General features: G+C 62.2%; 16 protein-coding genes and 1 tRNA gene. 5 read left to right on the plus strand and 12 right to left on the minus strand.

Translation table 11 applies throughout. The features are described from left to right. Position 1: 1 nt before the first annotated feature. The 4 genes from asnB to FJ543_RS20685 form a co-directional block, all read right to left on the minus strand. Positions 2–1,993, minus strand: a complete 1,992-nt coding sequence (gene asnB, locus FJ543_RS20670) for an asparagine synthase (glutamine-hydrolyzing) (protein ID WP_140876745.1) — start codon at positions 1,991–1,993, stop codon at positions 2–4. After that, positions 1,993–3,255, minus strand: a complete 1,263-nt coding sequence (locus FJ543_RS20675) for an O-antigen ligase family protein (protein WP_140876746.1) — start codon at positions 3,253–3,255, stop codon at positions 1,993–1,995. The genes asnB and FJ543_RS20675 overlap by 1 nt, the downstream gene beginning before the upstream one ends. Then, positions 3,252–4,502 (minus strand): glycosyltransferase, encoded by a 1,251-nt coding sequence (locus FJ543_RS20680; RefSeq protein WP_015316383.1) that lies wholly within the window; start codon positions 4,500–4,502, stop codon positions 3,252–3,254. The genes FJ543_RS20675 and FJ543_RS20680 overlap by 4 nt, the downstream gene beginning before the upstream one ends. Before the next feature lie 643 nt (positions 4,503–5,145). Beyond that, a complete protein-coding gene (locus FJ543_RS20685; RefSeq protein WP_140876748.1) occupies positions 5,146–6,855 on the minus strand; it encodes a calcium-binding protein in 1,710 nt (569 codons plus the stop codon). A gap of 405 nt (positions 6,856–7,260) precedes the next feature. Here FJ543_RS20685 and FJ543_RS20690 point away from each other — a divergent pair, with 405 nt between their 5' ends. From FJ543_RS20690 to FJ543_RS20700, 3 genes are all read left to right on the plus strand, one after another. Continuing rightward, a complete protein-coding gene (locus FJ543_RS20690) occupies positions 7,261–9,015 on the plus strand; it encodes a type I secretion system permease/ATPase (protein ID WP_140876750.1) in 1,755 nt (584 codons plus the stop codon). Then, the gene (locus tag FJ543_RS20695; RefSeq protein WP_015316380.1) at positions 9,008–10,399 is read left to right on the plus strand and encodes an HlyD family type I secretion periplasmic adaptor subunit; all 1,392 of its coding nucleotides are present in this window, start codon (positions 9,008–9,010) and stop codon (positions 10,397–10,399) included. The genes FJ543_RS20690 and FJ543_RS20695 overlap by 8 nt, the downstream gene beginning before the upstream one ends. Positions 10,400–10,504: 105 nt before the next feature. Continuing rightward, positions 10,505–11,524: an NAD-dependent epimerase gene (locus FJ543_RS20700; RefSeq protein WP_140876752.1), complete on the plus strand. Its 1,020-nt coding sequence runs from the start codon at positions 10,505–10,507 to the stop codon at positions 11,522–11,524. A gap of 217 nt (positions 11,525–11,741) precedes the next feature. On the opposite strand, the gene FJ543_RS20705 is transcribed toward FJ543_RS20700, so the two are convergent. Together FJ543_RS20705 and FJ543_RS20710 are read right to left on the minus strand one after the other, a co-directional pair. Beyond that, positions 11,742–11,818 (minus strand) — tRNA-His (locus FJ543_RS20705). 351 nt (positions 11,819–12,169) lie between these two features. Further along, the gene (locus tag FJ543_RS20710) at positions 12,170–12,628 is read right to left on the minus strand and encodes a phasin (RefSeq protein ID WP_015316319.1); all 459 of its coding nucleotides are present in this window, start codon (positions 12,626–12,628) and stop codon (positions 12,170–12,172) included. 248 nt (positions 12,629–12,876) lie between these two features. Between FJ543_RS20710 and FJ543_RS20715 the strand changes: the two genes are divergently transcribed. Further along, complete coding sequence (locus tag FJ543_RS20715; RefSeq protein ID WP_140876754.1) at positions 12,877–16,773, plus strand: PAS domain S-box protein; 3,897 nt, start codon at positions 12,877–12,879, stop codon at positions 16,771–16,773. 246 nt (positions 16,774–17,019) lie between these two features. On the opposite strand, the gene FJ543_RS20720 is transcribed toward FJ543_RS20715, so the two are convergent. Further along, entirely contained in the window at positions 17,020–18,978 is a 1,959-nt protein-coding gene (locus tag FJ543_RS20720) for an acetoacetate--CoA ligase (protein ID WP_140614647.1), read from the minus strand. Positions 18,979–19,182: 204 nt separating this feature from the next. Here FJ543_RS20720 and FJ543_RS20725 point away from each other — a divergent pair, with 204 nt between their 5' ends. Beyond that, the gene (locus tag FJ543_RS20725; RefSeq protein WP_140614648.1) at positions 19,183–21,036 is read left to right on the plus strand and encodes an AsmA family protein; all 1,854 of its coding nucleotides are present in this window, start codon (positions 19,183–19,185) and stop codon (positions 21,034–21,036) included. Between the two features lie 26 nt (positions 21,037–21,062). On the opposite strand, the gene FJ543_RS20730 is transcribed toward FJ543_RS20725, so the two are convergent. The 5 genes from FJ543_RS20730 to FJ543_RS20750 all read right to left on the minus strand — a co-directional run bounded on the left by FJ543_RS20730 (position 21,063) and on the right by FJ543_RS20750 (position 26,454). Continuing rightward, complete coding sequence (locus tag FJ543_RS20730) at positions 21,063–21,881, minus strand: ABC transporter permease subunit (RefSeq protein WP_015316315.1); 819 nt, start codon at positions 21,879–21,881, stop codon at positions 21,063–21,065. Then, the gene (locus tag FJ543_RS20735; protein ID WP_140614649.1) at positions 21,878–22,846 is read right to left on the minus strand and encodes an ABC transporter permease subunit; all 969 of its coding nucleotides are present in this window, start codon (positions 22,844–22,846) and stop codon (positions 21,878–21,880) included. Before FJ543_RS20735 ends, FJ543_RS20730 begins: the two co-directional genes overlap by 4 nt. Positions 22,847–22,855: 9 nt before the next feature. Continuing rightward, positions 22,856–23,998, minus strand: coding sequence for an ABC transporter ATP-binding protein (locus FJ543_RS20740; RefSeq protein WP_140876756.1), 1,143 nt, complete (start codon positions 23,996–23,998; stop codon positions 22,856–22,858). Positions 23,999–24,074: 76 nt separating this feature from the next. Beyond that, the gene (locus tag FJ543_RS20745; RefSeq protein WP_140614651.1) at positions 24,075–25,172 is read right to left on the minus strand and encodes a polyamine ABC transporter substrate-binding protein; all 1,098 of its coding nucleotides are present in this window, start codon (positions 25,170–25,172) and stop codon (positions 24,075–24,077) included. A 328-nt stretch (positions 25,173–25,500) separates the two neighbouring features. Continuing rightward, on the minus strand, positions 25,501–26,454 hold the full coding sequence (locus FJ543_RS20750) for a DMT family transporter (protein WP_140614652.1): 954 nt from the start codon (positions 26,452–26,454) through the stop codon (positions 25,501–25,503). Positions 26,455–26,474 lie beyond the last annotated feature (20 nt).

Consider the following 26,474-nt stretch of genomic DNA (forward strand, 5'->3'; position numbering starts at 1 on the left):
TTCATACTCCTGCCAGATCGAGTTCACGGGATGAGTTCGATGCCGACGCCTGCCGCTTGGCCTCGTTGCACCAGGCTTGAAACATCAGCACCGACCACAGTTCACGGGAGCGGTCCTGTCCTGCAACGTGATCGCGCCAGCAGGCGTCCACCTTTGTGCTGTCCAGCAAGCCTTCGCCGTGGTTGCGAACATCGGACAGAATATCGGTGGCCCAGCTGCGCAACGGGCCCCGCAGCCAAGCCGCGATCGGCACGTCGAAGCCCTGCTTCGGCCGGTCGATCAGCCGTTGCGGAAGATAACGACGCAGCACATTTCGAAGGATCCACTTACCTCTGCCGTTGCGAACCTTCATGGCAGCCGGAAGGCGCCAAGCGAATTCGACGGCGCGGTGGTCCAGCAGGGGACAACGCGCCTCGAGGCTGTTGGCCATGCTGGCTCGATCCAGTTTGACGAGAATGTCACCAGCGAGGTAACCGGACATGTCGTCGTACAGAAGGCGAGACAACAGCCCGTCGAGCCGCGGTGCAGAGACTATGGATGCAGGAGTCTCGTGCCGGGTGAGGTTTTCGGCCGATGATCCCGTCAGCCGCCTGTGCAGCTCGTCTTCATCCTTCGCGGCGAGAAGCCAGGCGAAGCGAGTGAGCCGATCGCTGCGCAGCGCATGCCGCACATGCGACGGAAGTGGCAGGTTGCCAATGAAATCGTGACGAGCCGCCCTGGACAGCATCCCTGCGCCGGCCGCCACCGTTCGTCGTGCACTTGCGGGTAGACCTTGGTACCGTTTCAGCCGGTCCGCCATGAAGTGGCGGCCATAGCCTGCAAAGCACTCGTCTCCGCCGTCCCCCGACAGCGCCACGGTCACGTGCTGGCGGGCCAGCCGCGCCACCAGCAGAGTCGGTATCTGCGATTCGTCGGCGAATGGCTCATCCCACACCGTTGGCAGTTCGGGGATCACGTCACGCGCGGCGGCGGCCGAAAGGTGTAGTTCCGTGTGGTCGGTGCCCAGATGGCGCGCTACCTCGGCGGCGTAAGGGGCCTCGTCAAAGCCGCTCTCCGCGAAGGCGATGGTGAAAGTGCGCACGGGATTTGGAGATTGAGCCTGCATCAAGGCTGCAACGGTAGAGCTGTCGACGCCTCCCGACAGGAAACCGCCCAACGGAACGTCGGCGATCATGCGCTCGCGAACGGCAAGCCGGAGCAGATCATCCAGTTCATTGGTCAAATCGTCGTCACTGCCGGCGATCTGGTGTTCTCGCCCGTTCTTGGCGACTTCGGCCAGCGACCACCAGCGACTTGCGCCCTGCGAAAGGGAGGCGGCCCCGCGCCCCTCCGCCACAGTCGCGGCCGTGAGGGTCAGGACCGAGCCGGGTGGCAGCTTGAAGACACCTTGCCAGATGCAACTCTGATCCGGGACCCACCCCTTGGAAAGCATTGCGGTGGCGGCATCCAGATCGATCTCCGGAGAGTAGCCCGAAAAGCGGCTGATTGCTTTCAGTTCGGAAGCAAAGACCAGCGCATGCCTGGCTGAAGCGACGTAGAGGGGCTTTTTGCCCAATCGATCCCGGGCGAGATGGAGGGTCCTCGTCTTCAGGTCCCACAAGGCGAACGCGAACATGCCAGCAAAACGCTGGAGTGCGGCCTCGAGGCCCCAGCTCTCGATCGCACACAACATGACTTCGGTGTCGCTGGTGCCGCGGAAATGGTGACCGACGCCTTCAAGCTCGAGACGCAGGTCACGGAAATTATATATCTCGCCGTTGAAGGTGATCGCATACCGACCGCTTGTGGACAGCATGGGCTGTTGCCCCGTTTCCGACAGATCGACGATCGCCAGCCGCCTGTGGCCTAAGGCAATGCCTGCTTCGCGATCCGTCCAGAGTCCTTCGCCATCCGGACCGCGGTGACGAAGCGCCATCATCATTTGCCCGATCTGATCGAGCGACTTGGGGTCGGCAGCATTGGACGCGAGAAGTATCCCGGCTATCCCGCACATCACATCACCTCTGAAGGCTCAAGCTCGCGCCGGAAAACGCTTGGCGTTCCCGCGACGAGGCAGAAGGTCAATGCAAACCACACGATCGGATGACGAATGATGAGGTGCGGTATGCTGAACACGGCTGCGGACGCCACGAGCACCAAAAGCGCGTCGTAGCGAGCGCGCCAGGCGGACATGGCCGCCAATCCAACGATCCACAGCAAGGCGATGACCGCGACCAGCCCGCCCTGCAGATAGAGGTCGAGAACCGTATTGTGCGCTTCGAACGGCCGCTCCAGAAATTGCATGTCGGCCGTCGGCGGGCGCTCCAGGTGGGGGCCAGGACCGAGGCCGAGCGATGCCGATTGCAGCCCCTTCTGAAGCGCCTCATCCCACAGATAAACCCGAAGTTCGAATGTTTCAGCCGTGGCCTCGCCGCCTCCGTCCTTGGTGAGGCTCTTGGCAAAATTCGCCGCAAAGCTTTCCTCGCTAAGAAGATAGGGGGTCATCGCTATCACCAGGGGGACAGCGCCGACCATCAGCAGAAGTGCGATCTGCCTGGGCAGGCTGGTTCGATTGCCATCGGATGCCAACCATGCCTTCAACCGCAACCCGAGGAAGGCGACGCCGCTTACAATCGTGGTGTAGAGATAGGCATCGCTCCTGGTCAGGCGGCCGACAAAAAAGATGAACACGAGGCTTGAGAGCGCAAGGACCTGACCCCACCGGTTGCGAGTAGTGGTTGCAAGGTGCAGCGCCAGCGGACCAAGAAGCGCGCAATAGAGCGCGAGCTGGTTCGGGTTTTCAGACCAGCCGCGGAAGCGGTCCCAATACCAGGGATCGACGCCGGGCTGATGGAGCCAGCCCCACGCGATGGCGAGTTGGATGGCAAATATCGCGTCGGCGAACGCGATCGCCCACCAACCGCTGCGTCGAAGACGACGCCCCGCGTCCGGCTCAACACTCGCCAGGCAAGTGATGCTGGCCAACAGCACGTAGGCCATTGTGTCGTGCAACAACCCTGTCGGGTAAAGCAGGGTCGTCAAGTAGCCGACGATCGTGCCGATCCCCAATGCGAGAGAAAGGAGCAGCCAAAAAGTCGCGAGTTGCGCGAAGGCTGGTGTCGCTTCGACGCGCCCGCCGACCAACATTCGTCCGGCCGACAGCATGATCCAAAGCGCCAGGAGCAGTTCGCCATAGCCGAATGGCATGCCGGAGACGGAGAGCTGCGACGCGGCTGACAGGATGACACCGCCGGCAAGCAACGCGTCGCGCATCATTGCCGCGCCCCGTCCAACCGGCGGTTCGCAATGCCGCTCTCCAGAGGCGATGGAGCAAGCAAGCCGCGAGATTTGGTCCTGAGATTGCTCTTATAGACATCGCAGTACTGGTCGACGATGCCCGGCAGGGCAAAACGCTCCCTGACAAGCGAGGCGGAGCGCTGCCCCATGGCCGCTCCCAAGGTGCGGTCCGACAGTATGTCGACTATCCGGTCCGCAAGGGCGCGAGCATCGCGCGGCGTGACCAGATAACCGTTCCACCCATCTTCGACGACGTCGCTGCAACCGGGCATTCGCGATGCGACTATCGGCAATCCAGCGAGTCCGGCTTCCAGCAAGACGCGCGGAACGCCCTCGCGATATTGCGTTGGGAAGGCGAACAAATCAGCCATGCCAAGCAGACTGGGGACATCATGCCGTTTGCCCAGCACGGTTACATGAGAAGCAAATCGTTGGATTTCGGACTTTTCGACGGCGAATGGTCCTTCCGATTCCCGTGGGCCAACGAGCACGAAACGCGCATGAGGTCTTTTGGAGAGAATGTGCGGAATCGCCTCGAGAAGGGTCGGAATGCCCTTAAGGCGGGTGAGCCGGCCGACAAAAATGACGATCTCGGCCGATTCCAGTCCGAATTCCCGCCGCATTGCCGCTGGTGATGAGGCAAGACGTCTTGCCACCGCGAATGCATTGACGTCGATGCCCGACCCCTGAATAAGGCGTCCGCTGCCGCGTGGGATCAGCCGATAGCGCTCAAAAAAGGCTTGGTCGTCGCGATTTTGGAAAACCGTGGCAGCAGTCCAGAAGGAAGCAACCCACTGCAGACCGCAGAAGGCGGGCCGCATGGCCAAGGCTCGCGGCTCCAGCGATGAGAAGGTCCAGCCCAAGCCGTTGATCGTGCGGACGACCGGGACTTCTCCCCGCACCGCCAGCGGGGTTAGCAAATTGGGTTTCGTATCGAAGCTTTGGACGATGTCGGGGCGGAGTTCCCGCAACAACCTTCGCAATGTCCTGATCGTCCCGGCTTTGCCGCTGCCATTGGCAAACCGATTGAACTCGTAGCGGCGGTGCGGAATGCCGTGCCGTAAAAACAGAGCTTCATCGCCCGTCGAGACCGCGGTGACCCGAAAACCCCGCTCGCGGAGTTCCATCAGAAACGAGATCCTCAGGGCGTGATCCTCGCCGCCGATGCAAACCAAGTGTGGGTTCATCGTGCCGCTCCCGAAATCCAGCGGGCCTTCGGCTCCCATAAGCGGCTCGAACTTGGATCGTTTCCCATGGCCCGATTTCGTTGCGATTTACACCAGTAATTCAGGCTACGGGCAGGGCTGGCCGTTGTCCTCGTCCGTTCGAATGACGCAACTAGGACCGTGCTTGCGCGCTAACGGCGCAAGGATCGGACTGCGGGCTGGACTATTTGGATCGAGACGCCGTGCGCTATGGGATCAGCCGGGCGAATGCGCATTCATCGCGAACGGGTGATCGGACTATCAAGATTGCTCGTTGGGGTGGGTTGAGGTCGATCCGAGAACGTATATTCATAGGCTCGGCGACGGCCGTCCTGTTCGAATACCCGGATCCAGCGGACCTCGGAAGCACGAAGCGTGATTTCCCGGTTTGTCGCGAGCTTGGCTGCTCGAAACGGAGTTGGTGCGACTACCTTGTGGGTCACCACGACTTGGCCGGCGAAAATCTCCTCGACTTCGTAGCTTGGCACGTCATCCATCCCCTGCGCGATGGCACCAAACCACGATCAAGGCAGAATGTTCCCGCAATGCCTCGGACGGCAGCCGTTTTTAGCCCAAAAAGCGGCGTGCGCGCTCAACTCGACGGCGAACGGAGAAGCCGACCGGCAGGAGCGCTCAGCTCCTGCCGGAAGCACAACTGCGCGCGTCAAACCACGAAAAAGGAGCTCGCGCCAATTAAGAGATGCGGAGCAACGGTCGCAAACTGCGTCTGAGCATGGCCGCCGATGCCGTCACTGTCGAAAGAGAGCGCGCCGGTCGAACTGTTATAGATGACGTGGTCGCTTCCATCATGCGCACCTTTGCCGATGTGGAAGTTCGCGGCCGAAAGGGCGCCCTGCTGGAGTCCGGTGAATACGCTGTGATCAAGTTGGATCTTGTCCTGGGAAACCTTGAAGTCGGTTATCTTGTCGACATTTCCAGAGCCAAGCGCGGTGTTGAACACGAAGACGTCCTTGCCGCCAAAGCCCGTCAGCGTATCGGAACCACCCCCGCCATTGATCTTGTTGGCGCCGGCATTTCCTTGGATCGTCTGGGCAAACTCGTTGCCGGTCAGGTTGATTTGCCCCGTTCCCGAAGCCTGCGTGGTCGCAAGTTTCTCGACGGATGAGCCCGCCGAGAGAGCATAGCTCACCGAGGCGAACACCGCGTCCTTGCCGTTGCCTGGCTGCTCCACCACCTTGTCATGCACATTGTCGACAAAATAGGTGTCGTTGCCGCCATAGCCTTTCATTGTATCGGCGCCGCCTCGACCATCGATCTTGTTGGCGCCGTAATTGCCATTGATCGCCTGGCCGAACTCGTTGCCCGTCAAGTTGATCGTATGTGTGCCGCCCGTCTTGTCGGTCGAGAGTTGCTCGACATGCGAACCAGCAGACAATGCGTAGCTGACCGAGGCGACCACCTTGTCGAAGCCGCCGCCTGATGCCTCCATTACCTTATCATGTGCATTGTTGACATAGTAAACGTCGTCCCCGCTGGTCGAATGAAATACGTCCGCGCCAGGGCCGCCATGGAAGATGTGATGGGTCGACTGCGTGGGATCGGGGACAGTCGGCGTGGTGGGCGTAGGCGTTGTCGGCTCGGAACTCGGAGGCGGTGTCGAAGAACTAGGGCTGGCGAGGTTGTGCTGGCGAAAAACGGCCTGCAACTCAGGGGAGTTCTCCAGGGCGGTGTCGCCATTCTGAGAACCCCAGGCATACGCATAGTCGAAGGCTGGGGACGGAACCAGCTTTGCCCAGTGATCGATCATCGTTTGCATTTGGGTCGACGTCGGCATGACGTGCTTGCCGCCGGTGTCCGTCTGCCAACCGCCGCCGCCAAATGTCTGATATACAGGAACGATCTTGTCAGCCGGAATGCCTGATTTCACGGCCGCGGCCACGGCTCTGTCGATCATGTTGTAGTCGACGCTGCTTATCCCCGTGCGAACCGGGTATGGGTCCAGTCCATAGTAGTCGATCCCGGTGTTGGCGGGATTATAGGTGTTGGAAAAGTCCGGGTTGGTGGACGACCCCATATTCATCATGGTGATGAAGGTCTTGGCGCCCGGGAAATGGGAATGGATCCAGTCGGATTCAGCCTTCAGATTTGCCGCACTCGCGTAGGTGCCCCATCTGCCGGTAGGATCCGGCTCGTCCATCAGGAAAAATCCAAACACTTTTGGATTGTTGAGGAAGGGCGTGACTTTTTCGATGAACGACGAGGTTACCCCGTCATGAGCGCTTAGATAGACAAGCCCCTTCATTCCGCTGGGCAGCTCATTGACCTGCGAAAGATACTGAACGTCCGCCAGGTTAAATCCGGCGCCCGCAACTTCGGCAGCCGAACCGCCTGATGCATAATGGAGAGTCGCCATGCGTTTTCCTTCTTGTTTGGCAACACCCCGCCCTGGATGGGGTTAGACCGAAAGCTACATTAGATGAAAATCACATACCAACATCTTTGAACGAAGTTTTTGATCGCTGTGGGGATGGCCACACCAATGGGTCAGTGCAATTTACTGTAAAGTCAGTGGCTTGCAGCGAAATCTGCGGGTTTTCCACTGACGACCGCATGCACAGTTCTCCACTGTTTTCACAGGCACCCCTCTCCCCACCCCGACTCCCGGCCACGATTTCGCTTCATTTTGCATAAAGTTCGCCATATGTTAGCTAGCCATCATGTCCGGGGGGGGCGCATGTGATATGGTGGAATCAGAAAAGGTTACCCATCGGATGAACAAAGAAAGACACGCGACAACGTGGTGTCATAGCAATAAGCTATGAATAAAGAGCCACAAAGCGCCTCTCCGCTACGCTCCGCAATACTAGACTGCCTGCCTGGAATAGCTGGCATCGGACTCTTTTCCGCAATGATAAACATCCTTGCGTTGACCGGATCCGTTTACATGCTGCAGGTCTATGATCGCGTCCTGCCGTCGCAAAGCGTCCCGACCTTGGTCGGGTTCACCATCGGAATGCTGGGCCTCTATGCGGCCTACGGTCTGCTCGATTTCGTGCGGCTTCGTCTACTGGTCCGAATCGCCAGTCGATTCTACTGCAGTTTGCAGCAGAGAACATTCGCAATTTCGTTGCTTCTCCCGCTCAGGGCCGGTCGAGAAGCGGACCGGGTGCTTCCGTTGCGGGACCTCGATCAATTGCGCGGATTCCTTTCGGGAACGGGGCCGACGGTTCTTTTCGACGCGCCGTGGATCCCGTTTTATCTGCTCATTATCTACATGTTGCATCCGTCGCTCGGCGTGCTTGCGACCCTCGGCTCCGTCGCCGTCGTCGTGCTGACCATCGTGGCTGAGATCATCAGCCGCCGCCCTGCGGCGCTGGCGTCTGAAGCGATCCTGACACAGCGCACGCTTGCTGATTCCGGCCGTCGGAATGCCGAGGTGGTCCACGCGATGGGCCTCTCCGAACGGCTGGCGGGGCGCTGGGGCGAAGTCACTCACGCCTATCTCTCCTATCAGGAGCGGCTCTCCGACATCGTGGGTGGAATCAGCTCGCTGTCGAAGGCGCTTAGGATGGTGCTGCAATCTTCGGTGCTAGGGCTCGGCGCGTATCTCGTCATCGGAGGCGAAGCATCCCCTGGCGTGATCATCGCGTCGTCGATATTGCTGGGTCGCGCGCTAGCCCCGGTCGATGCGGCGATTGCGAACTGGCGGGGTTTCCTGTCCACCCGGCAGAGCTATTCCCAGTTGAAAGCGGCGCTCCGTGCGTTCGAGAGTCCAATCGAATCCATGAAGTTGCCGCCGCCAGAGGCTCGCCTGGCGGTCGATAGTTTGGCGGTAGCGCCTCCGGGTACACCCAGGCCGACGCTCATCGATGTAAGCTTCCAGCTTTCGAGCGGCGCGGGAATGGCCGTTATCGGCCCAAGCGGCTCGGGAAAGACAACATTGGTGCGCGCGCTGGTGGGAGTTTGGAGCCCTCTGCACGGCACGGTGCGGCTGGACGGGGCCTCTCTCGACCAGTGGGACGCGCAACGGCTCGGCGCCCACATTGGCTATCTGCCGCAGGATGTTGAACTGTTCGACGGGACGGTGGCGGACAATATTTCGAGATTTGGCGGCAAGAGCGACCCCCAGGGCGTGCTCGCCGCGGCGAAAGCCGCGGGCGTCCACTCGATGATCATGCATCTGCCGGCAGGCTTCCAGACGCGCATCGGCGAGGGAGGAAGAGCGCTGTCGGCAGGGCAAAGGCAGCTTATCGGCCTTGCCCGGGCGCTCTACGGCAACCCGTTCCTGGTCGTGCTGGACGAGCCAAACTCAAATCTCGACGTTGAAGGTGACGCCGCCCTGGCCGGAGCCATCATGGCCGTCCGCCAGCGTGGAGGTATTGTGATCGTTGTTGCACACAGGCCATCTGCCCTCACCAACATCGATCAGGTCATGGTCCTGGCGGATGGCAGGCTGCGCACCTTCGGCTCGCGCGAGGAAGTGCTTGCCGGCATGCGGCGGCCGCCCTCGCCTGCCGCGCAACGTCCATCTTCGATCGCGCCCATCCACTCGGGAGTGACCGGACATGCGTGACATCTTGCCCCGCGTGCTTGCGTTCATGCCGACACTTGCCCGGTTCGGAACTCGAGATCAGCCCGCCGAAACCGACTTGCCCAAGGTGCCAGACAGCATCCTTGCGCCAGGGACCCTTTGGCCAAGCATGACGCTGGGGCTCGTTGTGACTGGCCTGCTGGTGGTCGGCGGCGGAGCATGGCTTGGCTTGACCAAGATAGCTGGTGCCGTGATCGCGCCCGCCACGGTGGTGGTCGAAAGCAACATCAAGAAGGTCCAGCACCAGACCGGCGGCACGATCGGCGGCATCTTTGCGCAAGACGGCGACCATGTTCGGGCCGGTGACATATTGGTCCGGCTGGACGGCACGCTGCCACGGGCCAATCTGCAGATCATCAGCGAAGATCTTGATCGCACCACGGTGCGGCTTGCGCGACTGGAGGCCGAACGCGGCGGTTTGCGTGAAATGCAGCTTCCAGCCGGCCTTGAGGCCGGGATGCCAAAGCCGGAGCTGGCCGCCCTTGTCAGCGGCGAGCGCGCGCTGTTCGAAACCCGTGCCTCGGCATTGGCCGGGCAGAAGGCGCTCTTGTCGAGCCAAACAAAGCAACTCGAGCGTCAGATCGATGGCCTGAAGGCCCAGCAGGTTGCAGCCGATGAATCAGCGGCGCTGCTGAGCACTGACCTTACGGATGTCGATGCCCTCTATTCGAAGAAACTGGTGTCCAAAGAGAGGATTAGCAACGTCAGGCTGGATGCGACGCGTGCCAAGGGCGAGTCGGGACGACTGGCAGCCGCGGTAGCAGAGGCACAGGCCAAGATCAGCGAGATCGAGTTGCAAATCCTGCAGCTCGACGAGCAACGGCGAAGCGATGTGACCGGTGAACTGCGCGAGACTGAAGCCAAGCGCACCGAACTCAACGAACGCAAGATCGTGGCGCAAGACGAACTGACCAAAACCGAGATCCGCGCTCCGCAATCCGGCACAGTTCAGCAGTCGTCCGTTCACACTGTCGGCGGCGTGGTCGCCCCGGGCGAACTGCTGATGACGATCGTTCCCGAGGCCGACAACCTTGTCGTGGACGCGTTGATCCCTCCTTCCCGCATAGACGACGTCAACCCGGGACAGAGCGTTTCGATCCGGTTTCCAGCTTTCGATGCCGGGACTACCCCTGTTTGCAACGGCTCCGTCAAGTACATCTCGGCGGACCTGATCAAAGATCCGCAACGCCAGCTTTCGTACTTTTCGGCCCGTATCAAGGTCGACAGTCAGTCGGAGTGCTTGAAGGAAGCCAGGCAACTCAGACCGGGCATGCCAGCGGAAGTTCACATCCGCACGGATGAACGCAATGTCTGGTCGTATATGCTGAAACCTCTCACGGACCAGATTTCCAGGGCTTTCCGCTAAGCAGACCTGGAATTCGCACGCCGGGTCCAGTCCGAGAGCCATGGGCTGGACATATCATGCGTCCGCAGGATGCCGGTTTCGCGGCGCAACCTATAATGCCTTCTGATGAAGGTACTGGTCACCGGCGCTGCCGGCTTCATAGGCTATCATGTCGCCAGGCGGCTCCTGGAGCGCGGTGACGAGGTTGTCGGCATTGACAGTATCAACGATTACTACGACCCGCAAATCAAGCAGGCGCGGCTGCGGCTCCTGGACGAGGCGAGCCGCAAGACCAATGCCGGCTATCATTTCATCCATGGCGATCTCGCCGACAGGGGCGTGGTCGACGGCTGCTTTGCCGACCATGCCTTCGACCGGGTGATCCATCTCGCCGCCCAGGCCGGCGTGCGCTACAGCCTGGAAAATCCGCGCGCCTATGTCGAGAGCAACATCATCGCCTACACCAACATGCTCGAGGCCTGCCGCGGCAGCCGTGTCGGGCACCTGACCTATGCCAGCACCTCGAGCGTCTACGGTGCCAACACCGACATGCCGTTTTCCGAGCATCGGCCGGCCGACCATCCGCTGCAGTTCTACGCCGCCACCAAGCGTGCCAACGAACTGATGGCGCACAGCTACAGCCACCTGTTCGGCCTGCCGACCACGGGGCTGCGCTTCTTCACCGTGTACGGCCCCTGGGGACGCCCTGACATGGCGCTGTTCCTGTTCACCAGGAGCATCCTGGCCGGTGAGCCGATCAAGCTGTTCAACAACGGCAACCACACGCGCGACTTCACCTATGTCGAGGACATCGCCGAGGGCGTGATCCGTGCCAGCGACAGCCCCGCCGCAGCCAACCCGGCCTGGGATTCCGGCCGTCCGGACCCGGCGACCAGCGGCGCGCCCTGGCGCATCTTCAACATCGGCAACAACAACCCGGTGAAGCTGACCGCCTATGTCGAGGCGCTGGAAAACGCGCTCGGCCGCAAGGCGGTGATCGAGCTGCTGCCGCTGCAGGCCGGCGACGTGCCCGACACCTTCGCCGACACTTCGGCGCTGCAGGCGGCGGTCGGCTATCGCCCCCGCACCTCCGTCACCGAGGGGGTGGGGCGGTTCGTCGAGTGGTACCAGGATTTCTACAGCTGACGGGTCGGGTTCGCGAGGCCCGGGCCGCAGCCGACGGTTTAAGAGCGGGGCGTGGTTTTGCGGGTCGAGCCATCACTTACTGATGCGCCGGAACACCGCGAAAGTTGCGGTGCGCGAGAGCAAGGGGCGCAGCATCGAAGGCGATGCAATCAGGAAAGGACCCGCTATTGGAAAAACCTTCTCCAATAGTTTCGACCGGTTATGGGGAGAGTGCTAGTGGTACCGTTGGCTGGGATCGAACCAGCGACCTCCGGATCCACAATCCGGCGCTCTAACCATCTGAGCTACAACGGCACGTCTTAACGTTGGTAGCAGGATCGGGGTGGAAGGTTCACTCTCCGCGATCCGCTCTTTCGTTCGGCGATGCGTCCTTACGGGCTTATGAATTCTAATTCAAGGCTTTTGCAAAGCAAAGGCCACTTCCCTACAGCGGCGCCCCTTTCGCCGGACAAAGAAAAAGGCCGGCGGGAGGAGGTGCCGGCCTTTTCCTGTTACGAGCCAGCGGGAGGAGGTGCTGGCTGGTCACCCCGAAGAGCAGAGGGAGGAGGTTCCACTCGCCGGGTATTCGCTCGGTCGCAACTGTCTCACATCTATTTGTCCGACAAAATGCGACCTTTTGTTGCATCCGCGGACGATGCGCACTTGTTAGGCGGCCTTGATTTCCTTGATCGCCTTCTCGAAGGCGGTCTTGATCGGCTTCGAGACGTCCTCGGCCGCCTTGGAGGCAACGGCCTGGAAGTCCTTGGCCTGCTCGACGGTCAGTTCGACGCGCTTACGCAGGAACGCGGTCTGCAACTCGATGACTTCCGACAGCGACTTCGCGCCGATCAGGGCTTCGAGATGCGAGAAGCCGGCCTCGGCGTTGGCGCGCAGCGCGGTGATGGTCTTGAGCGACAGGTCGCTGGAAACAGCCTTGGCGGTTTCGTAGGTCGACTCCAGGGCCTTCTGGGTTTCCTCGGCACCGGTCTTGAGCTTGGCGTAGGCCTCCTTCGACTGCTCAACGCCCTTTTCGGCGAAAGCGCGCATCTGGTCGGTGGCCTTGGAAGCGTCGAAGCTCGGGAATTCAACGTTTTCGATCGTCTCGGCGGTCTTGGTCCTGGACATTTTCCATCCTTTTCAGCGGCAGCGGCTTTGACAGAAAGCCGTCTCGTTCATGTATGATGGCAATATAAAGGCAAATCTTGTGCATTGCAATATCTTTGTTGCAGTGCACAAAAAAATGTTTTCGGCCGTTAACCAAACGGCCAAAATTCAGCCTTTGCACGTTCTGGCTTGTGGACCTTCGTGGCTGCGGCTTTTATTAACAAAGCGTTAACTGCAAATTCGCCGCTCCGTGAGGGTTCGCCAAGCGCATGCCGTCCGAATATTCCTTCCTCGACGTCGCCGTGCTTGACGCGGTCCGCCAGCGGTTTGCCGCCGGCGACGCAATCGCGATCCTGTCGGTGGACCTCGAGCAGGTGATCTGGGCCAACGGGCCGGGCGCCGCCATGTTCGGCTATCCCGACATCGAAGCGATCATTGGGGCCTCGGCGCGGCTGCCGCTGGTCGCACGCCGCCAGATCATGGCGACCAGCGGTTTTCCCCAGATCGGCGTCGATCGATCGATTACCGTGCGCCTGGCGACCGGCATGACCAGTCGCGCCGTCGGCTTTCTTGCCAGTGCCGTGACGCTACCCGACGGCGAGAATGCCATCATGCTGGCGGTGCCGGCCGCGCAGACCGGCTCGCGCAGTGCCGCCGAGATCGCCGGCCGGGCAATCAGCGGCTTTACCGAAGACGGCCATTTCATCGCCTTCATCGATGCCAAGGGCAATGTCGAGGCCGCCTCGGAGGGATTTTCGGCGCTCGGCATCCAGCCCGCGACACTGGCGGCCCTGGTGGCAGACGTCGCGGCCGAGGGCGAGCGCATCGTCAAGCGCCTCGTTCCGGGCGGCAGGACCTCCTACCCCGCCGGTCTCGCCCGGCTGACGCCGGAGCGGCATCTGCTGGTGGTGATAGACGAGGACCAACTCGAGGACAGCGCGGCTCCGGCAGACGGTTCGCCCGCGATCACGGAAAGCCCTGCCGAGGAGGTTGGCGTTCGGATGGTGGGAACCGCCGCGACAGAGGCGAGCGAGCAGTTGCCCGTCGCTGCCGCGACCGAGCACGAACACGTCCCTTCCGAACCCATGGCTGGCGAGATGCCGGAGCCGACAGCGCGGGAAATCGAGGAGCCGGCCGGGCCGACACCCGCTGCCGCCGACAATGATCAGCCGGCGGCCGGCACGCCGGGGCAGCACGATCATTGGTATTTCAATGCCGGAGAAGACGACGCGCCAGCCGCGCCGGAACCGAAACGCGTGGCAGAGGCGGTCGGCACCGAAGCTGCGGCGCACAGCGTAAAGCAAGACGAGGCCACCTCGCCCGTAGCCCCGACCGCGACCGTGGTCACCCGGACGATAGACCGCTCGGCCGCACCGCTGCGTTTTGTCTGGCGGACCGACGCCGAGGGTAAGTTCAGCGCCCTGTCGCCGGAATTCGCCGATATCGTCGGCCATCCGGCCGCCGACGTGATCGGCCGGCGCTTCCGAGATGTGGCGGCGGCCTTCGGCCTTGATGCATCCGGCGAGATCTCCGGCCTGCTGGAGCGGCGCGACACCTGGTCCGGCCGCTCGGTGCTGTGGCCGGTCGTCGGTACCGACCTAAAGATCCCTGTCGACCTGGCGGCATTGCCTGTCTATGGGCGCGGCCGCGCCTTCGAAGGCTTTCGCGGCTTCGGCGTCGCGCGAAGCGGGGATGCGGTCGTCGATCCGGAAGCGATCGGCATGGCCCTGGTGCCCAATGGCGAGATGCCGGCGGCACCCAAGCCGAAAACCGTGGAGACAATGCCGGAAGATCCAAAGGCCGAAGAACCAAAGGCATCGGATCCGTTCAAGGGCGAAGTGCCGGCGCTGACCATCGTCCCGAAACCGGAGCGGCGCTTTGCCGACAAGGTCATCCGGTTGGCCGAACACCGGCAGCCGGCCAACGACAAGGGGCTGTCCTCGCTGGAACGCAGCGCATTCCGCGAGATCGGCGAGCGGCTGAAAAAAGACAGTTCCACGGCAGAGCCGCCGGCGGCAGCCGAGCCGGCAAGGCAGGCGGAACAAGGTGCCGGAATAGGGTCTTTGCCCGGGCCGCACGACGCGGCCAAGCCGGAGGCCGATGCGAAGCCGCGGGCGGATATCGCCGACCCGAATGCCGGACCAGCAGGCTCGAGCCAGGAACCGGCGAGCGGCCCGGCGCATGAGATGGCAGCGCCCGATGCGGAAGACGAGCCGGATGCGGGCGAATTTTCCCCAAGCGATGCCGAGGATCAGAGGGATCTGGCGCGGCTCGACGGTGCGCAACCGGACCAGGCCGAACAACAGGCGCCGGCCTCCGGATCCCCGCCGCCGGAGGCCTCGGGCTCCCTGCTCGACTATGCCGCCCACGATAGCGACAAAGAGGCGGCGACGGCCGAGGATGGCGAGGCTGCGGCGCAGGCAGAACCTGCCCAGGCACCGGCCGATGACGACAGCATGACGTCAGACGATTTTCGCGACGCCGAGGATGACGAGGATTGGGCCGGCGACGCAGCAACTGCATCCGGCGATCAAGCGATTGCGGCCACCGGCGGAACCGGCGGCACGCATCACGCGGCCGAGACGCTCATCCAGCCGCCACGGCTGCAGGTACCGCCGCTCAAGACCGAAGGGTTCATGCCGTCGGCTTTTTCCGTCGGCACAGAAAACAAGACGCCCGATACATCGCTGCTCGGCAAGCTGCCGGTGCCGCTGATCATCCATTCAGGCGACCAGTTGCACTATGCCAACGAGGAATTCCTCGACCTGACCAGGTACGCGACGCTGGAGGACCTCGAGGATGCGGGCGGCCTCGGCGCTTTGTTTGCCGATCCCTATGCCGATGACGGCGCCTCCGACGGCAGCGACCGGGCGCTGCGGCTGAAGACGCGCGACGGGCAGGAATTCCCGATCGACGCCATCCTGCGCTCCGTGCCCTGGCGCGACGGCAAGGCCCTGATGCTGGTCGTTCGCCGTTCCGGCGAGGATGATGCGCCCGCGGCAGCGCATGCGATCGGCGAGGAGCCGACGCAGCCCGACATTTCCGAGCTCAAGGCACGCATCGCAGAGATGCGCACCATCATCGACACAGCTACCGACGGGGTCGTGCTGATCGGCAGCGACGGCACCATCCGTTCGATCAGCCGCCCGGCCGAGGCGCTGTTCGGTTTCGACAGCGACGAGGTGACCGGCAAGCCCTTCGCCTCGCTGTTTGCCATCGAGAGCCAGCGCGCGGCGCGCGACTATCTCACCGGCCTGTCGGAGCCTGGTGTGGCGAGCGTCTTGAATGACGGCCGCGAGGTGATCGGCCGCGAAGCACAGGGACGCTTCATCCCGCTGTTCATGACCATCGGCCGGTTGCCCAACGACAGCGGCTTCTGTGCCGTGGTGCGCGACATCACGCAGTGGAAGCGAGCCGAAGAGGATCTCACCCAGGCGCGCGCGGTGGCCGAACGCGCCTCCTCGCAGAAGACAGATTTCCTCGCCCGCATCAGCCATGAGATCCGCACGCCGCTCAACGCCATCATCGGCTTTTCCGAACTGATGGTCGACGAGAAGTTCGGGCCGGTGGCCAATGACCGCTACCGCGATTATCTGCGCGACATCAACCGCTCGGGCAACCACGTGCTCGACCTGGTCAACGACCTCCTGGATATCTCGAAGATCGAGGCCGGCCAGCAGGAAATGGCTTATGAGGCGGTGTCGCTCAACGATACGCTGGCCGAAACCGTGGCGATGATGCAGCCCCAGGCCAACCGCGAACGCGTCATCATCCGTTCCAGCTTCGCCTCGCGGCTGCCGGAAGTGGTGGCCGACCTGCGCAGCGTGCGCCAGATCGCGCTCAACATCCTGTCCAACGCCGTGCGCTATACCCAGGCCGGCGGCCAGGTGATCGTCTCGACCGCCTACGAGACCTCGGGCGACGTCGTCATGCGGGTGCGCGACACCGGCATCGGCATGAGCCAGGCCGAGATCGAGCAGGCGCTGAAGCCGTTCAAGCAGATCAACGCGCTGAAGCGTGGGCGCGGCGACGGCACCGGCCTTGGCCTGCCGCTGACCAAGGCGATGGTGGAAGCCAACCGCGCCCGCTTCACCATCAATTCGACGCCCGGCGAAGGCACGCTGGTGGAGGTTGCGTTCCCCTCGACCCGGGTGCTCGCGGAGTAGCAAGCCAAGAAAAAAGGCGCCCGGTAAGGACGCCTTAGGAAATTGGATTGCTGTCACAACGGGGGCTTGAGCTGAATTCAGATCCTCGGGGCTGAGGAACGGGATTTCTCCCTCAAGTTACGTGCGACTATCGACGCCGGGCCTTAACAAGTCCTTACCGGGTCGCCAAAAAATTTACGAATGTGTACCACTCGTGAAATCTAGGTAAATTCGTGCGACATATTTCGTTAACCATGCCGGTCGCGTTCACTGCGCGAGCTGCGGCAAGTCGCGGAACAGCTCCAGCGCTTCCGGGTTGGCCAGCGCTTCCTTGTTCTTGATGGCGCGGCCGTGGACCACGTCGCGCACCGCAAGCTCGGTGATCTTGCCCGACTTGGTGCGGGGGATGTCGGAGACGGCGACGATCCTGGCCGGAACATGGCGTGGGCTGGCGCCGCTGCGGATCTTGGCCCGGATGCGCTTTTCGAGATCGTCGTCGAGCTTGACGCCGGCGGCAAGCCGCACGAACAGCACGACGCGCACATCATTGTCGAAATCCTGGCCGATGCACAGCGCCTCCAGGATTTCCGGCATCTGCTCGACCTGATTGTAGATCTCGGCCGTGCCGATGCGCACACCGCCGGGGTTGAGCGTCGCGTCGGAGCGGCCATGGATGACCATGCCGCCATGATCGGTCCATTCGGCGAAATCGCCATGGCACCAGACATTGTCGAAACGCTCGAAATAGGCCGCCTGGTATTTCCTGCCGTCGGGATCGTTCCAGAAGCCGATCGGCATGGACGGGAAAGCCCTGGTGCACACCAGCTCCCCCTTCTCCTGCCGGACCGGCTTGCCATCATCGTCCCAGACATCGACTGCGAGGCCGAGGCCCGGCCCCTGGATCTCGCCGGTCCAGACCGGCTGGGTCGGCACGCCGAGCACGAAGCACGAGACGATATCGGTGCCGCCGGACACCGAGGCAAGGTGCACGTCCTTCTTGATGCCATCATAGACGAAGCGGAAATCCTCGGGCGAAAGCGGCGATCCGGTGGAGGATATGGCGCGTATCGTCGACAGATCATGGCTGCGGATCGGCTTGAGGCCGGCCTTGCGCACTGAATCGATGAACTTGGCCGAGGTGCCGAAAAAGGTCATCTTCTCAGCGTCGGCGAAATCGAACAGCACATTGCCGTCGGGATAGAAGGGAGAACCGTCGTAGAGCAGCAACGTGGCGCCGGAAGCGAGGCCCGAAACCAGCCAGTTCCACATCATCCAGCCGCAGGTGGTGAAATAGAAGAAGCGGTCGCCATCGCCGAGGCCGGCATGCAACCGGTGTTCCTTGACATGCTGAATGAGCGTGCCGCCGGCCGAATGGACGATGCATTTGGGAACGCCGGTGGTACCGGACGAAAACAGGATGTAGAGCGGATGCGAAAACGGCAGCCGCTCGAAGGTGACGGGCCTGACGGCAAAGGGCGACAGGGCCTCTTCCATCGCCACTGCCTTGTCGATGGTATCAGCCACGTCGGCGGAGGTGCCAAGATAGTCGACGAGCAGGACTTTGCGGACGCCGCCGAGCCTGGCCGCGACCGCCTTGACCTTGTCGGCGACCTCGATCGCCTTGCCATTATACCAATAGCCGTCCGGCGCGATGAAGATGACGGGCTCGATCTGGCCGAACCTATCGAGCACGCCCTGCTCGCCGAAATCGGGAGAACAGGATGACCACACCGCCCCGATGGAGGCCGCCGCCAGCATGGCGGCGACGGCTTCGGGCATGTTGGGCATCATCGCCGCTATACGGTCACCCTTCTTCACCTTGAGCGCCAGGAAAAGCTGCTGCAGGCGCGAGACCAGGCCATGCAGTTCATTCCACGACAGCCGCCTCTCGACCTTGTCCTCGCCGCGAAAGACGATGGCCTCGCCAGCGCCGGTCTTTTTCAGAAGGTTTTCGGCGAAATTCAAAGATGCGTCCGGAAAGAAAGAGGCGCCGGGCATCTTCTCGCCGTCGAGCAGCAGTCGTTCACCCTTGTCGCCTTCAAGACCGCAGAAATCCCAGACGAGACCCCAGAACGCCTCCCGGTTCTCGACCGACCAGAGGTGGAGGTCGGCATAGGACGAGAATGGACTGCCGGTACTCGCTGCCGCGGCCTTCATGAAAGCGGTCAATGGCGAGGCATCAATCTGGTCTTGCGTCGGGGTCCAGAGCGGTAGTTCGCCAGCCATGATCGATCCTCCCACGGTCGCCATCGCTTATGCATATCGCTGCGCGGCAGAGCAAGATTTTGTTGGGCCGATGCGGTCAGGTGTGCGCAAATGCCATCGCCGGGCCATAAAGACTTGAAATGCGTCGGCCCTAAGTCGTAGTGACGACAGGGGTTATACCCGTCGGACGCTCGTTTTTGTCGGAATGGAAGCATACGGGGCTATATGCCATCATCCTTGATCCGCCGCGGAGTATGGGCGATCGGCGCTGCCGCGATCGTCATCGCTCTGGTGGTCGCGGCCCTGCCGCTGATCGCCTCGACGCGGATCGTGCGTGACCGCATCGCGTGGGAATTGAGCGCCTGGAGTGGCTTTCGGGTTGCCATCGAGGGGTCGCCACGAATCGAGGTCTGGCCGAATTTCCGCGCGATCCTGACCGATGTGACGCTGTCAAAATGGACCGACGGCGATGCGCCGCCGGTCGTCGAAGCCGAACGGGTCGAGGTCGACCTCTCGGCCATGGCGGCATTGCAGGGCGATGTGGTGTTTTCCACGGCACGGCTGGTGCGGCCGACGATCCGGGTCCAGCGCACGGCGGACGGTCTGTTCCTGCCCACGGCGCCGACCGGCGGGCGCATCGCGCGCTCCATCGATGCGGCCCGTGGCCTGGTCAACGCCGACCCCGCCAAGCCCGACCTCGACAAGCTGCCGGCCGACACGTTCGGCACTGTGGAGTTCAGGGACGGCCGCATGGTGGCGTCCGTCAACGGCAAGGATGAAGAGATCCTGAGCAGTCTTAGCGGCCAGGCCAACTGGGCGGCGATGAACAGCAATGCAACACTGTCCGCGACCGGGATCTGGCGTGGCGAAAGCGTGACCGTGGATGCTGCCTCGCCGAGGCCGCTGGTGCTGTTTGCCGGGGGCATGGCGCCGCTGACCCTGTCCTTCAAGGCGGCGCCGGCCACCTTTTCCTTCGACGGCACGGCCAGCATGTCCGAAAACGCCTATTTCGACGGCCAGGTAAAATTCGCGGCTCCTTCGCTGCGCCGCGTACTGGAATGGTCGCAGGCCGGCATCGCGCCGAGCGCCGCGATCGGCTCGGTCAGCATTTCCAGCAAGGTCACGGCATCGGCCGGACGCGTCAAGTTCGAGAACACGGCGCTGGCGCTGGACAACAATCCGGGCATGGGTGCGCTGGACGTGTCGCTTGGCGAGGCACAGCCGGTGATCTCGGGCACACTTGCCTTCGACACGCTCGACCTCAGGTCGTTTCTATCCGCCTTCACGTCGCTGGGACCGGCGAGCAGCGGCGAACCAGGTCAGATCGACACGAGTTTCGCCGACCGGGTCAACCTCGATCTCAGGCTGTCGGCGGCGCATGCGACCGCAGGGAGCATCCAGCTTGCCGATGTCGCGGCCACCGCGCAGGTCAAGGATGGCCTTTCCGTCTTCGACATCTCCGACGCCTCCGCCTTCGGCGGCAACATCCAGACCAGCCTTCGTTTCGACCGCAAGCCCGAGGGCACCCAGGTCGAGATCCGGCTGCTGGCCTCCGATGTCGATGGCGGGGCGTTCGGCACCGCGGCCGGGATGACCCGGCTGGTGCCGGTCGGCACGGGCACCGTCTCGGTCATCCTCAAGGGACCAGGAAGGACCTGGGATTCGGTTTTTGAGAACGCCGACGGCTCTGTCTCGGCGACCTTTGGCCCTGGCGCGCTCAGCAAGTTCAACCTGCCGGCCTTTCTCAAGCATACCGAACAAGGCGGCTTCTTCGCGCTCGACGATGTCTCGGACGGGACGCTGCCCATCGATGGCGCCGAAGTGAAGGCAACCATTTCGCGAGGCGTGGCCAGACTGGACAAGGCCGAGGCCAATTCGGCGAAATACAAGATCTGGCTTTCCGGCATCGCATCCTACGCAGGACGCGGACTGGCGCTGTCGGGCGGTGTCATCCAGCCGGATCAGCCAGCAACGCAGAAGAGCGGCCAGCAGGGGCCCAACCAGTCGTCGTTTTTCGTCGGCGGAACCTGGAGCACGCCGTTCATTTCACCCATCAGCCGCGGCGTTTCGGGCGAATAAGGCCTGGCCCCTCAGTTGAAACGCTTCTAACCGCGTTGCGCGGCCCGCTCGTCAAGCTGCCGCTGCACCTCGCGCCGCTTATTGGCGACGGAAGCGATGATGACGCCAACCGTGACGATCGCGATCAGAAGGGTGCAGGCGGCATTGATCTCCGGCGTCACACCGAGGCGGACCTGGCTGTAGATCTTCATCGGCAGCGTGGTGGCGCCAGGGCCCGAAGCAAAGCTGGCGATGACCAGGTCGTCCAGTGACAGCGTGAAGGCCAGCATCCAGCCGGACACGATCGCCGGCAGAATGACTGGCAGGGTGATCTGGAAAAAGGTCTTCACAGGCGGCGCGCCGAGATCCATGGCGGCTTCTTCCAGTGAGCGATCGAAGCTGACAAGCCGCGACTGCACGACAACAGCGACAAAGCACATCGTGAAGGTGATATGCGCGAGGATCACGGTCGTCATGCCGCGATCCATGCCGATTGCGACAAACAGCAGGAGCAGCGACAGGCCGGTAATGACGTCAGGCATGACCAATGGTGCGAAGATCATGCCGGAGAACAGGACCCTGCCCCGGAAGCGTGTGTAGCGGGTCAGCGCCAGGGCCCCCATTGTGCCGAGAACGGTGGCCACGGTCGCTGAAATCAGACCGACGCGGATGGTCACCCATGCGGCGTCCATCAGGCCCTGATTGTGGAACAGCGATACGTACCATTTGGTGGAAAAGCCGCCCCAGACGGTGACGAGCTTTGACTCGTTGAAGGAAAAGACGACGAGCAGCACGATCGGCAAATAGAGAAAGGCAAAACCGAGCGTGATCGAGGTGATGTTGAAGCGGCTCCAGGTGGTGTTCATTTGTCCTGCTCCTGCGCGCGGGCCTGGGCATGCTGGAACAACACGATCGGTACGATCAGCAGCAGCAGCAGGATGACGGCAACGGCCGACGACACCGGCCAGTCACGATTGGCGAAAAACTCGTTCCACAGCGTCTTGCCGATCATCAGCGTCTGCGAGCCGCCGAGCAAATCGGGGATGACGAACTCGCCGACGGCAGGGATGAACACCAGCAGGCAGCCGGCTATGACGCCGGGCAGCGACAGCGGAAAAGTGATCTTCCAGAAGGCTGACGTCGGCGGGCAGCCGAGGTCCTTGGCTGCCTCGATCAGCGAATAGTCCATTTTTTCCAGCGACGAATAAAGCGGCAGCACCATGAACGGCAGGTAGGAATAGACGATGCCGATGAAGATGGCCGTGTAAGTGTTGAGGATCACCAGCGGCTGGTTGATGATGTGCAGCGACAACAGCAGCTGGTTGAGCAGGCCCTCGGGCTTGAGGATGCCGATCCAGGCATAGACGCGGATCAGGAACGACGTCCAGAACGGCAGGATGACCAGCATCAGCAATGTCGGGCGGATTGTCGCCGGAGCGCGCGCCATGCCATAGGCGATGGGATAGCCAACCAGCAGGGTCAGCACCGTCGAGATGGCAGCGATGACGACGCTGGTGAGATAGGCCTTGAAATAGAGTGCGTCCTGCGTCAGCCAGACATAATTGTCGAAGTTGAGGTCGCGAAAGCCGGCGAAGAAACCGGAAACGCCGTCCCTGAAATCGAGCACCGGCGTATAGGGCGGCATGGCGATAGCCGTCTGCGACAACGAGATCTTGAAGACGATGACAAAGGGGACAAGAAAGAAGAACAGCAGCCAGAGATAGGGAACGATGATGACGAGCCGGCTGACGAAGCCGGCACCGAGCCGCGTCAGGAACGGATTGGCGGCGGTCGGTGGCGCGGCGGCATCGGTAACGGCGGTGTTGGACATGGCCGTCCCCTACCGTGCCAGCACGACGCCGGCGTCGGGCCGGAAAGACACCCAGGCACGGTCGTTCCAGGTCAGTGGATCCTCGGTCACACGGGCCGCGTTCAAGGCGCTTGCCCGCACGATCTGCCCGTCGTCCAGCCTGACGTGATAGACAGTCATGTCGCCGAGATAGGCGATGTCGTAAACCTCACCTTCCAGCGCGTTGACGGCATCGGCCGGCTTCTTAGACGAGACCCTGATCTTCTCCGGCCTGACGGCGAAGACGATATCCGCATTGGCCTTTGCAGCCGCGCCACCGTTCTCGACGACGATCTGAGCCCCGCTTGGACCTGTAATGTGGGTCGTGTTGGCTGCCTGTTCGGCAACCTTGCCCTCGAACATGTTCACGTTGCCGACGAAATGGGCGACGAAGCGCGACGTCGGGGCTTCATAGACTTCCGGCGGCGTCGCCACCTGCATCACCTCGCCCTTATCCATGATGGCGATGCGATCGGCCATCGTCATCGCCTCTTCCTGATCATGGGTGACGACGACGAAGGTGAGACCAAGCTCCTGCTGCAGATCCATCAGTTCGAACTGGGTTTCCTCGCGCAGTTTCTTGTCGAGCGCGCCGAGCGGCTCGTCGAGCAGCAGCACCTTCGGTCGCTTGGCTACCGAGCGGGCAAGCGCGACGCGCTGGCGCTGGCCGCCGGAAAGCTGGTGCGGCTTGCGCTTGGCGAACTGCTCGAGCTTGACCAGCTTCAGCATGTCGGCGACGCGCTTTTCGATATCCGGCTTCGGCATGCCTTCCTGTTTGAGACCGAAGGCGATGTTCTTCTCGACGGTCATATGCGGGAACAAGGCATAGGACTGGAACATCATGTTGACCGGCCGGCGATAGGGCGGAATGCCGCGCAGATCCTGGCCGTCGAGCAGGATGCGCCCGGCCGTCGGCTCCTCGAAGCCGGCAAGCATCCTGAGCAGCGTCGACTTTCCGCAACCCGATGCGCCAAGCAGAGCGAAGAATTCACGCTCGAAAATGGTCAGCGACAGATTGTTGACGGCGGTAAAGTCACCAAACTTCTTGGTGACATTGTCGAACTGGATATATGGCTTGGCGTTCGGGTCGTTCCATGGCGCGAAGTCCCTGCGGATGCTGCCAAGCGATTTCATATCCCCACTCCGTGCTTTTTTATTCCCCAAAAGAAATCGACCCCGGCAGTTGGCTGCCGGGGTCGCGCCGGATTGCCTACTGGCCGGTGACGATCTTGGTCCAGCTGCGCGTGACGATGCGCTGGGTCTTGGGATCGTAAGGCTGGGTGGTATAGAGCTTCTGCAAGGTCGCGGCGTCCGGATAGACCGAGGGATCGTCGAGCAGCGCCTTGTCCACGAATTGCTGCGATGCCTTGTTGCCGTTGGCATAAAGGACATAGTTCGACGACTTGGCGATCACTTCCGGCGTCATCATGTAGTTGATGAATTCAAGCGCCTCGGCGACGTGCGGCGCGTCGGCGGGGATCGCCATCTGATCGAACCACATCTGGGCGCCTTCCTTCGGCACGGAATAGCCGATTTCCACGCCTTGCTTGGCCTCGACCGCGCGGTTGCGAGCCTGGAACACGTCACCCGACCAGCCGACCGCCAGGCAGATATCGCCATTGGCAAGTGCGTTGATGTATTCGGACGAGTGGAACTTCCTGATATAGGGACGGACCTTGAGAAGAGCTTCCTCGGCCTTGGCGATATCGTCGGGCGACGTGCTGTTGGGGTCGAGACCGAGGTACTTCAGCGCCGCCGGCAGGATGTCGGATGGAGAATCCAGCACATAGACGCCGCAATCCTTCAATTTGGCCAGGCTATCGGGGTTGAAGAAGGTATCCCAGCTGTCGATCTTGTCGGTGCCGAGCGCTGCCTTCACTTTCTTGGTGTTGTAGCCGATGCCGACCGTGCCCCACATGTAATTGACCGAGTATTCGTTGCCGGGATCGTATTTGGCGGTGCGCTCCGTAACCGTGTCCCACATGTTGGAGAGGTTCGGCAGCTTCGACTTGTCAAGCTTCTGGAACACACCGGCCTGGATCTGGCGGGCCAGGAAATTGCCGCTCGGCACGACGACGTCGTAGCCGCTGCCGCCGGCGAGCAGCTTGGTTTCGAGGATCTCGTTGGAATCGAACGTATCGTAAACGACCTTGATGCCGGTTTTCTTGGTGAAATCATCGATGATCGAACTGTCGATGTAATCCGACCAGTTGAAGACGTTGACGACGCGGTCCGCGGCGTGACCGGCGGGCGTCAAAAGCGCCAGAAATACCGAGGTTGCCGAAAGCCAGAGCGCTTTGCGGATCATGCTATTCTCCTTTGGTGAGTGTTCCATTGCCGGCGCGTCGCGACATGCTCGCGCGGCCGGGCATTTGCTTTAGACTGTTGAGCTTTCCAGAGGTCGACGGCCGCCATTCGGCACGCCGCCGACGGCCGCCCGCACGGTCGGGGCGGGAAGGAATTGCGATGCCGTCAGAAGCTTTCGCCGCCGTGCGGTCAGAGATACTAGAATGTGGTCCGGTCTCGATCGGGCCGCCGGGGAGACTTGGCAAGATACGCCTGTCTTGTTGTTGCCGTGTTCCCAGCCTGCCCGGGTGGCAGCGACATTGTCAATGGGCAAAGCTTCGGCACCCGCATCAATTAGGCGAAGGCACCCCGGTGACCCCAGGCCGCTGCGGCCGCGCCTGACGCTTGAATTCGAGCCCGATATGGACAAGCAGCGCCGTGACCACCACCGCGCCGCCGACGATGGTGCGCCCGGACGGCACCTCGGAATGGATGAGCCAGACCCATATCGGCCCCAGGATCGGCTCGAACGTGCCGAGCAGTGCCGCGATAGCCGCCGGGATCAAGCGCGCGCCAGTGGCGAAGAAAGCAAGACCAAGGCCGAGATTGACCACGCCGAAGACGAAGAGAAAGCCCATGTCGCCGGCCGACACCGCGAAGGTCGAGGCCTGCGAGGCAGCGAAGCCCGCCGCCAGGATCGTGCCGAGACAGGTCGCCGGCGTCATGCGCACGCTGGAGAAGCGCCGGGTGATGACGGTGGCGATCGAGAACATGAACGCGATCAGCAGCGCCAGTCCATCGCCTATGGGCGAGACGGCGCCGTCAACAGATTCAGACACCATGATGGCGACGCCGGCGAGGACGGCGACGATCGCCATCCAGGTCGCGACGGTTACCTTTTCGCGGAACAGCGCCCAGGCAAACAGGGCCGCCAGAAGCGGCACGCCGGCTTGCATCAAAAGAATATTGGCGACGGTCGTATAGGCAAGCGCCACCACGAACGAGGTCGACGCAATGGCGAAGCAGAACCCCACCGCAATGCCTGGCAGGCCCATGTCGCGGAATGATTTCAGCATGCCGCGCCAGCCGTCACGCCAGACCATGAAGCAAAGCAGGAATACGGCAGCCCACGCGGAGCGCCAGAATATCACGGTCCAGCTGTCGCCGACCGTGATGAACCGGGCGATGGTGCCGCCGAAACTCCACATCAGTGCCGACAGGAACACCAGAAGGAAGCCGATGCGCTCCTCGCGCGGCGGGATGGCCGCGGACGTGGCGATCTGCCTTGATGTGGTGTCGGTCATGGGCGCGACTGTCGAGATTT

Origin of the sequence: Mesorhizobium sp. B2-5-7, assembly GCF_006440875.1 — a bacterium.
GTDB classification, from domain to species: Bacteria; Pseudomonadota; Alphaproteobacteria; order Rhizobiales; family Rhizobiaceae; genus Mesorhizobium; species Mesorhizobium australicum.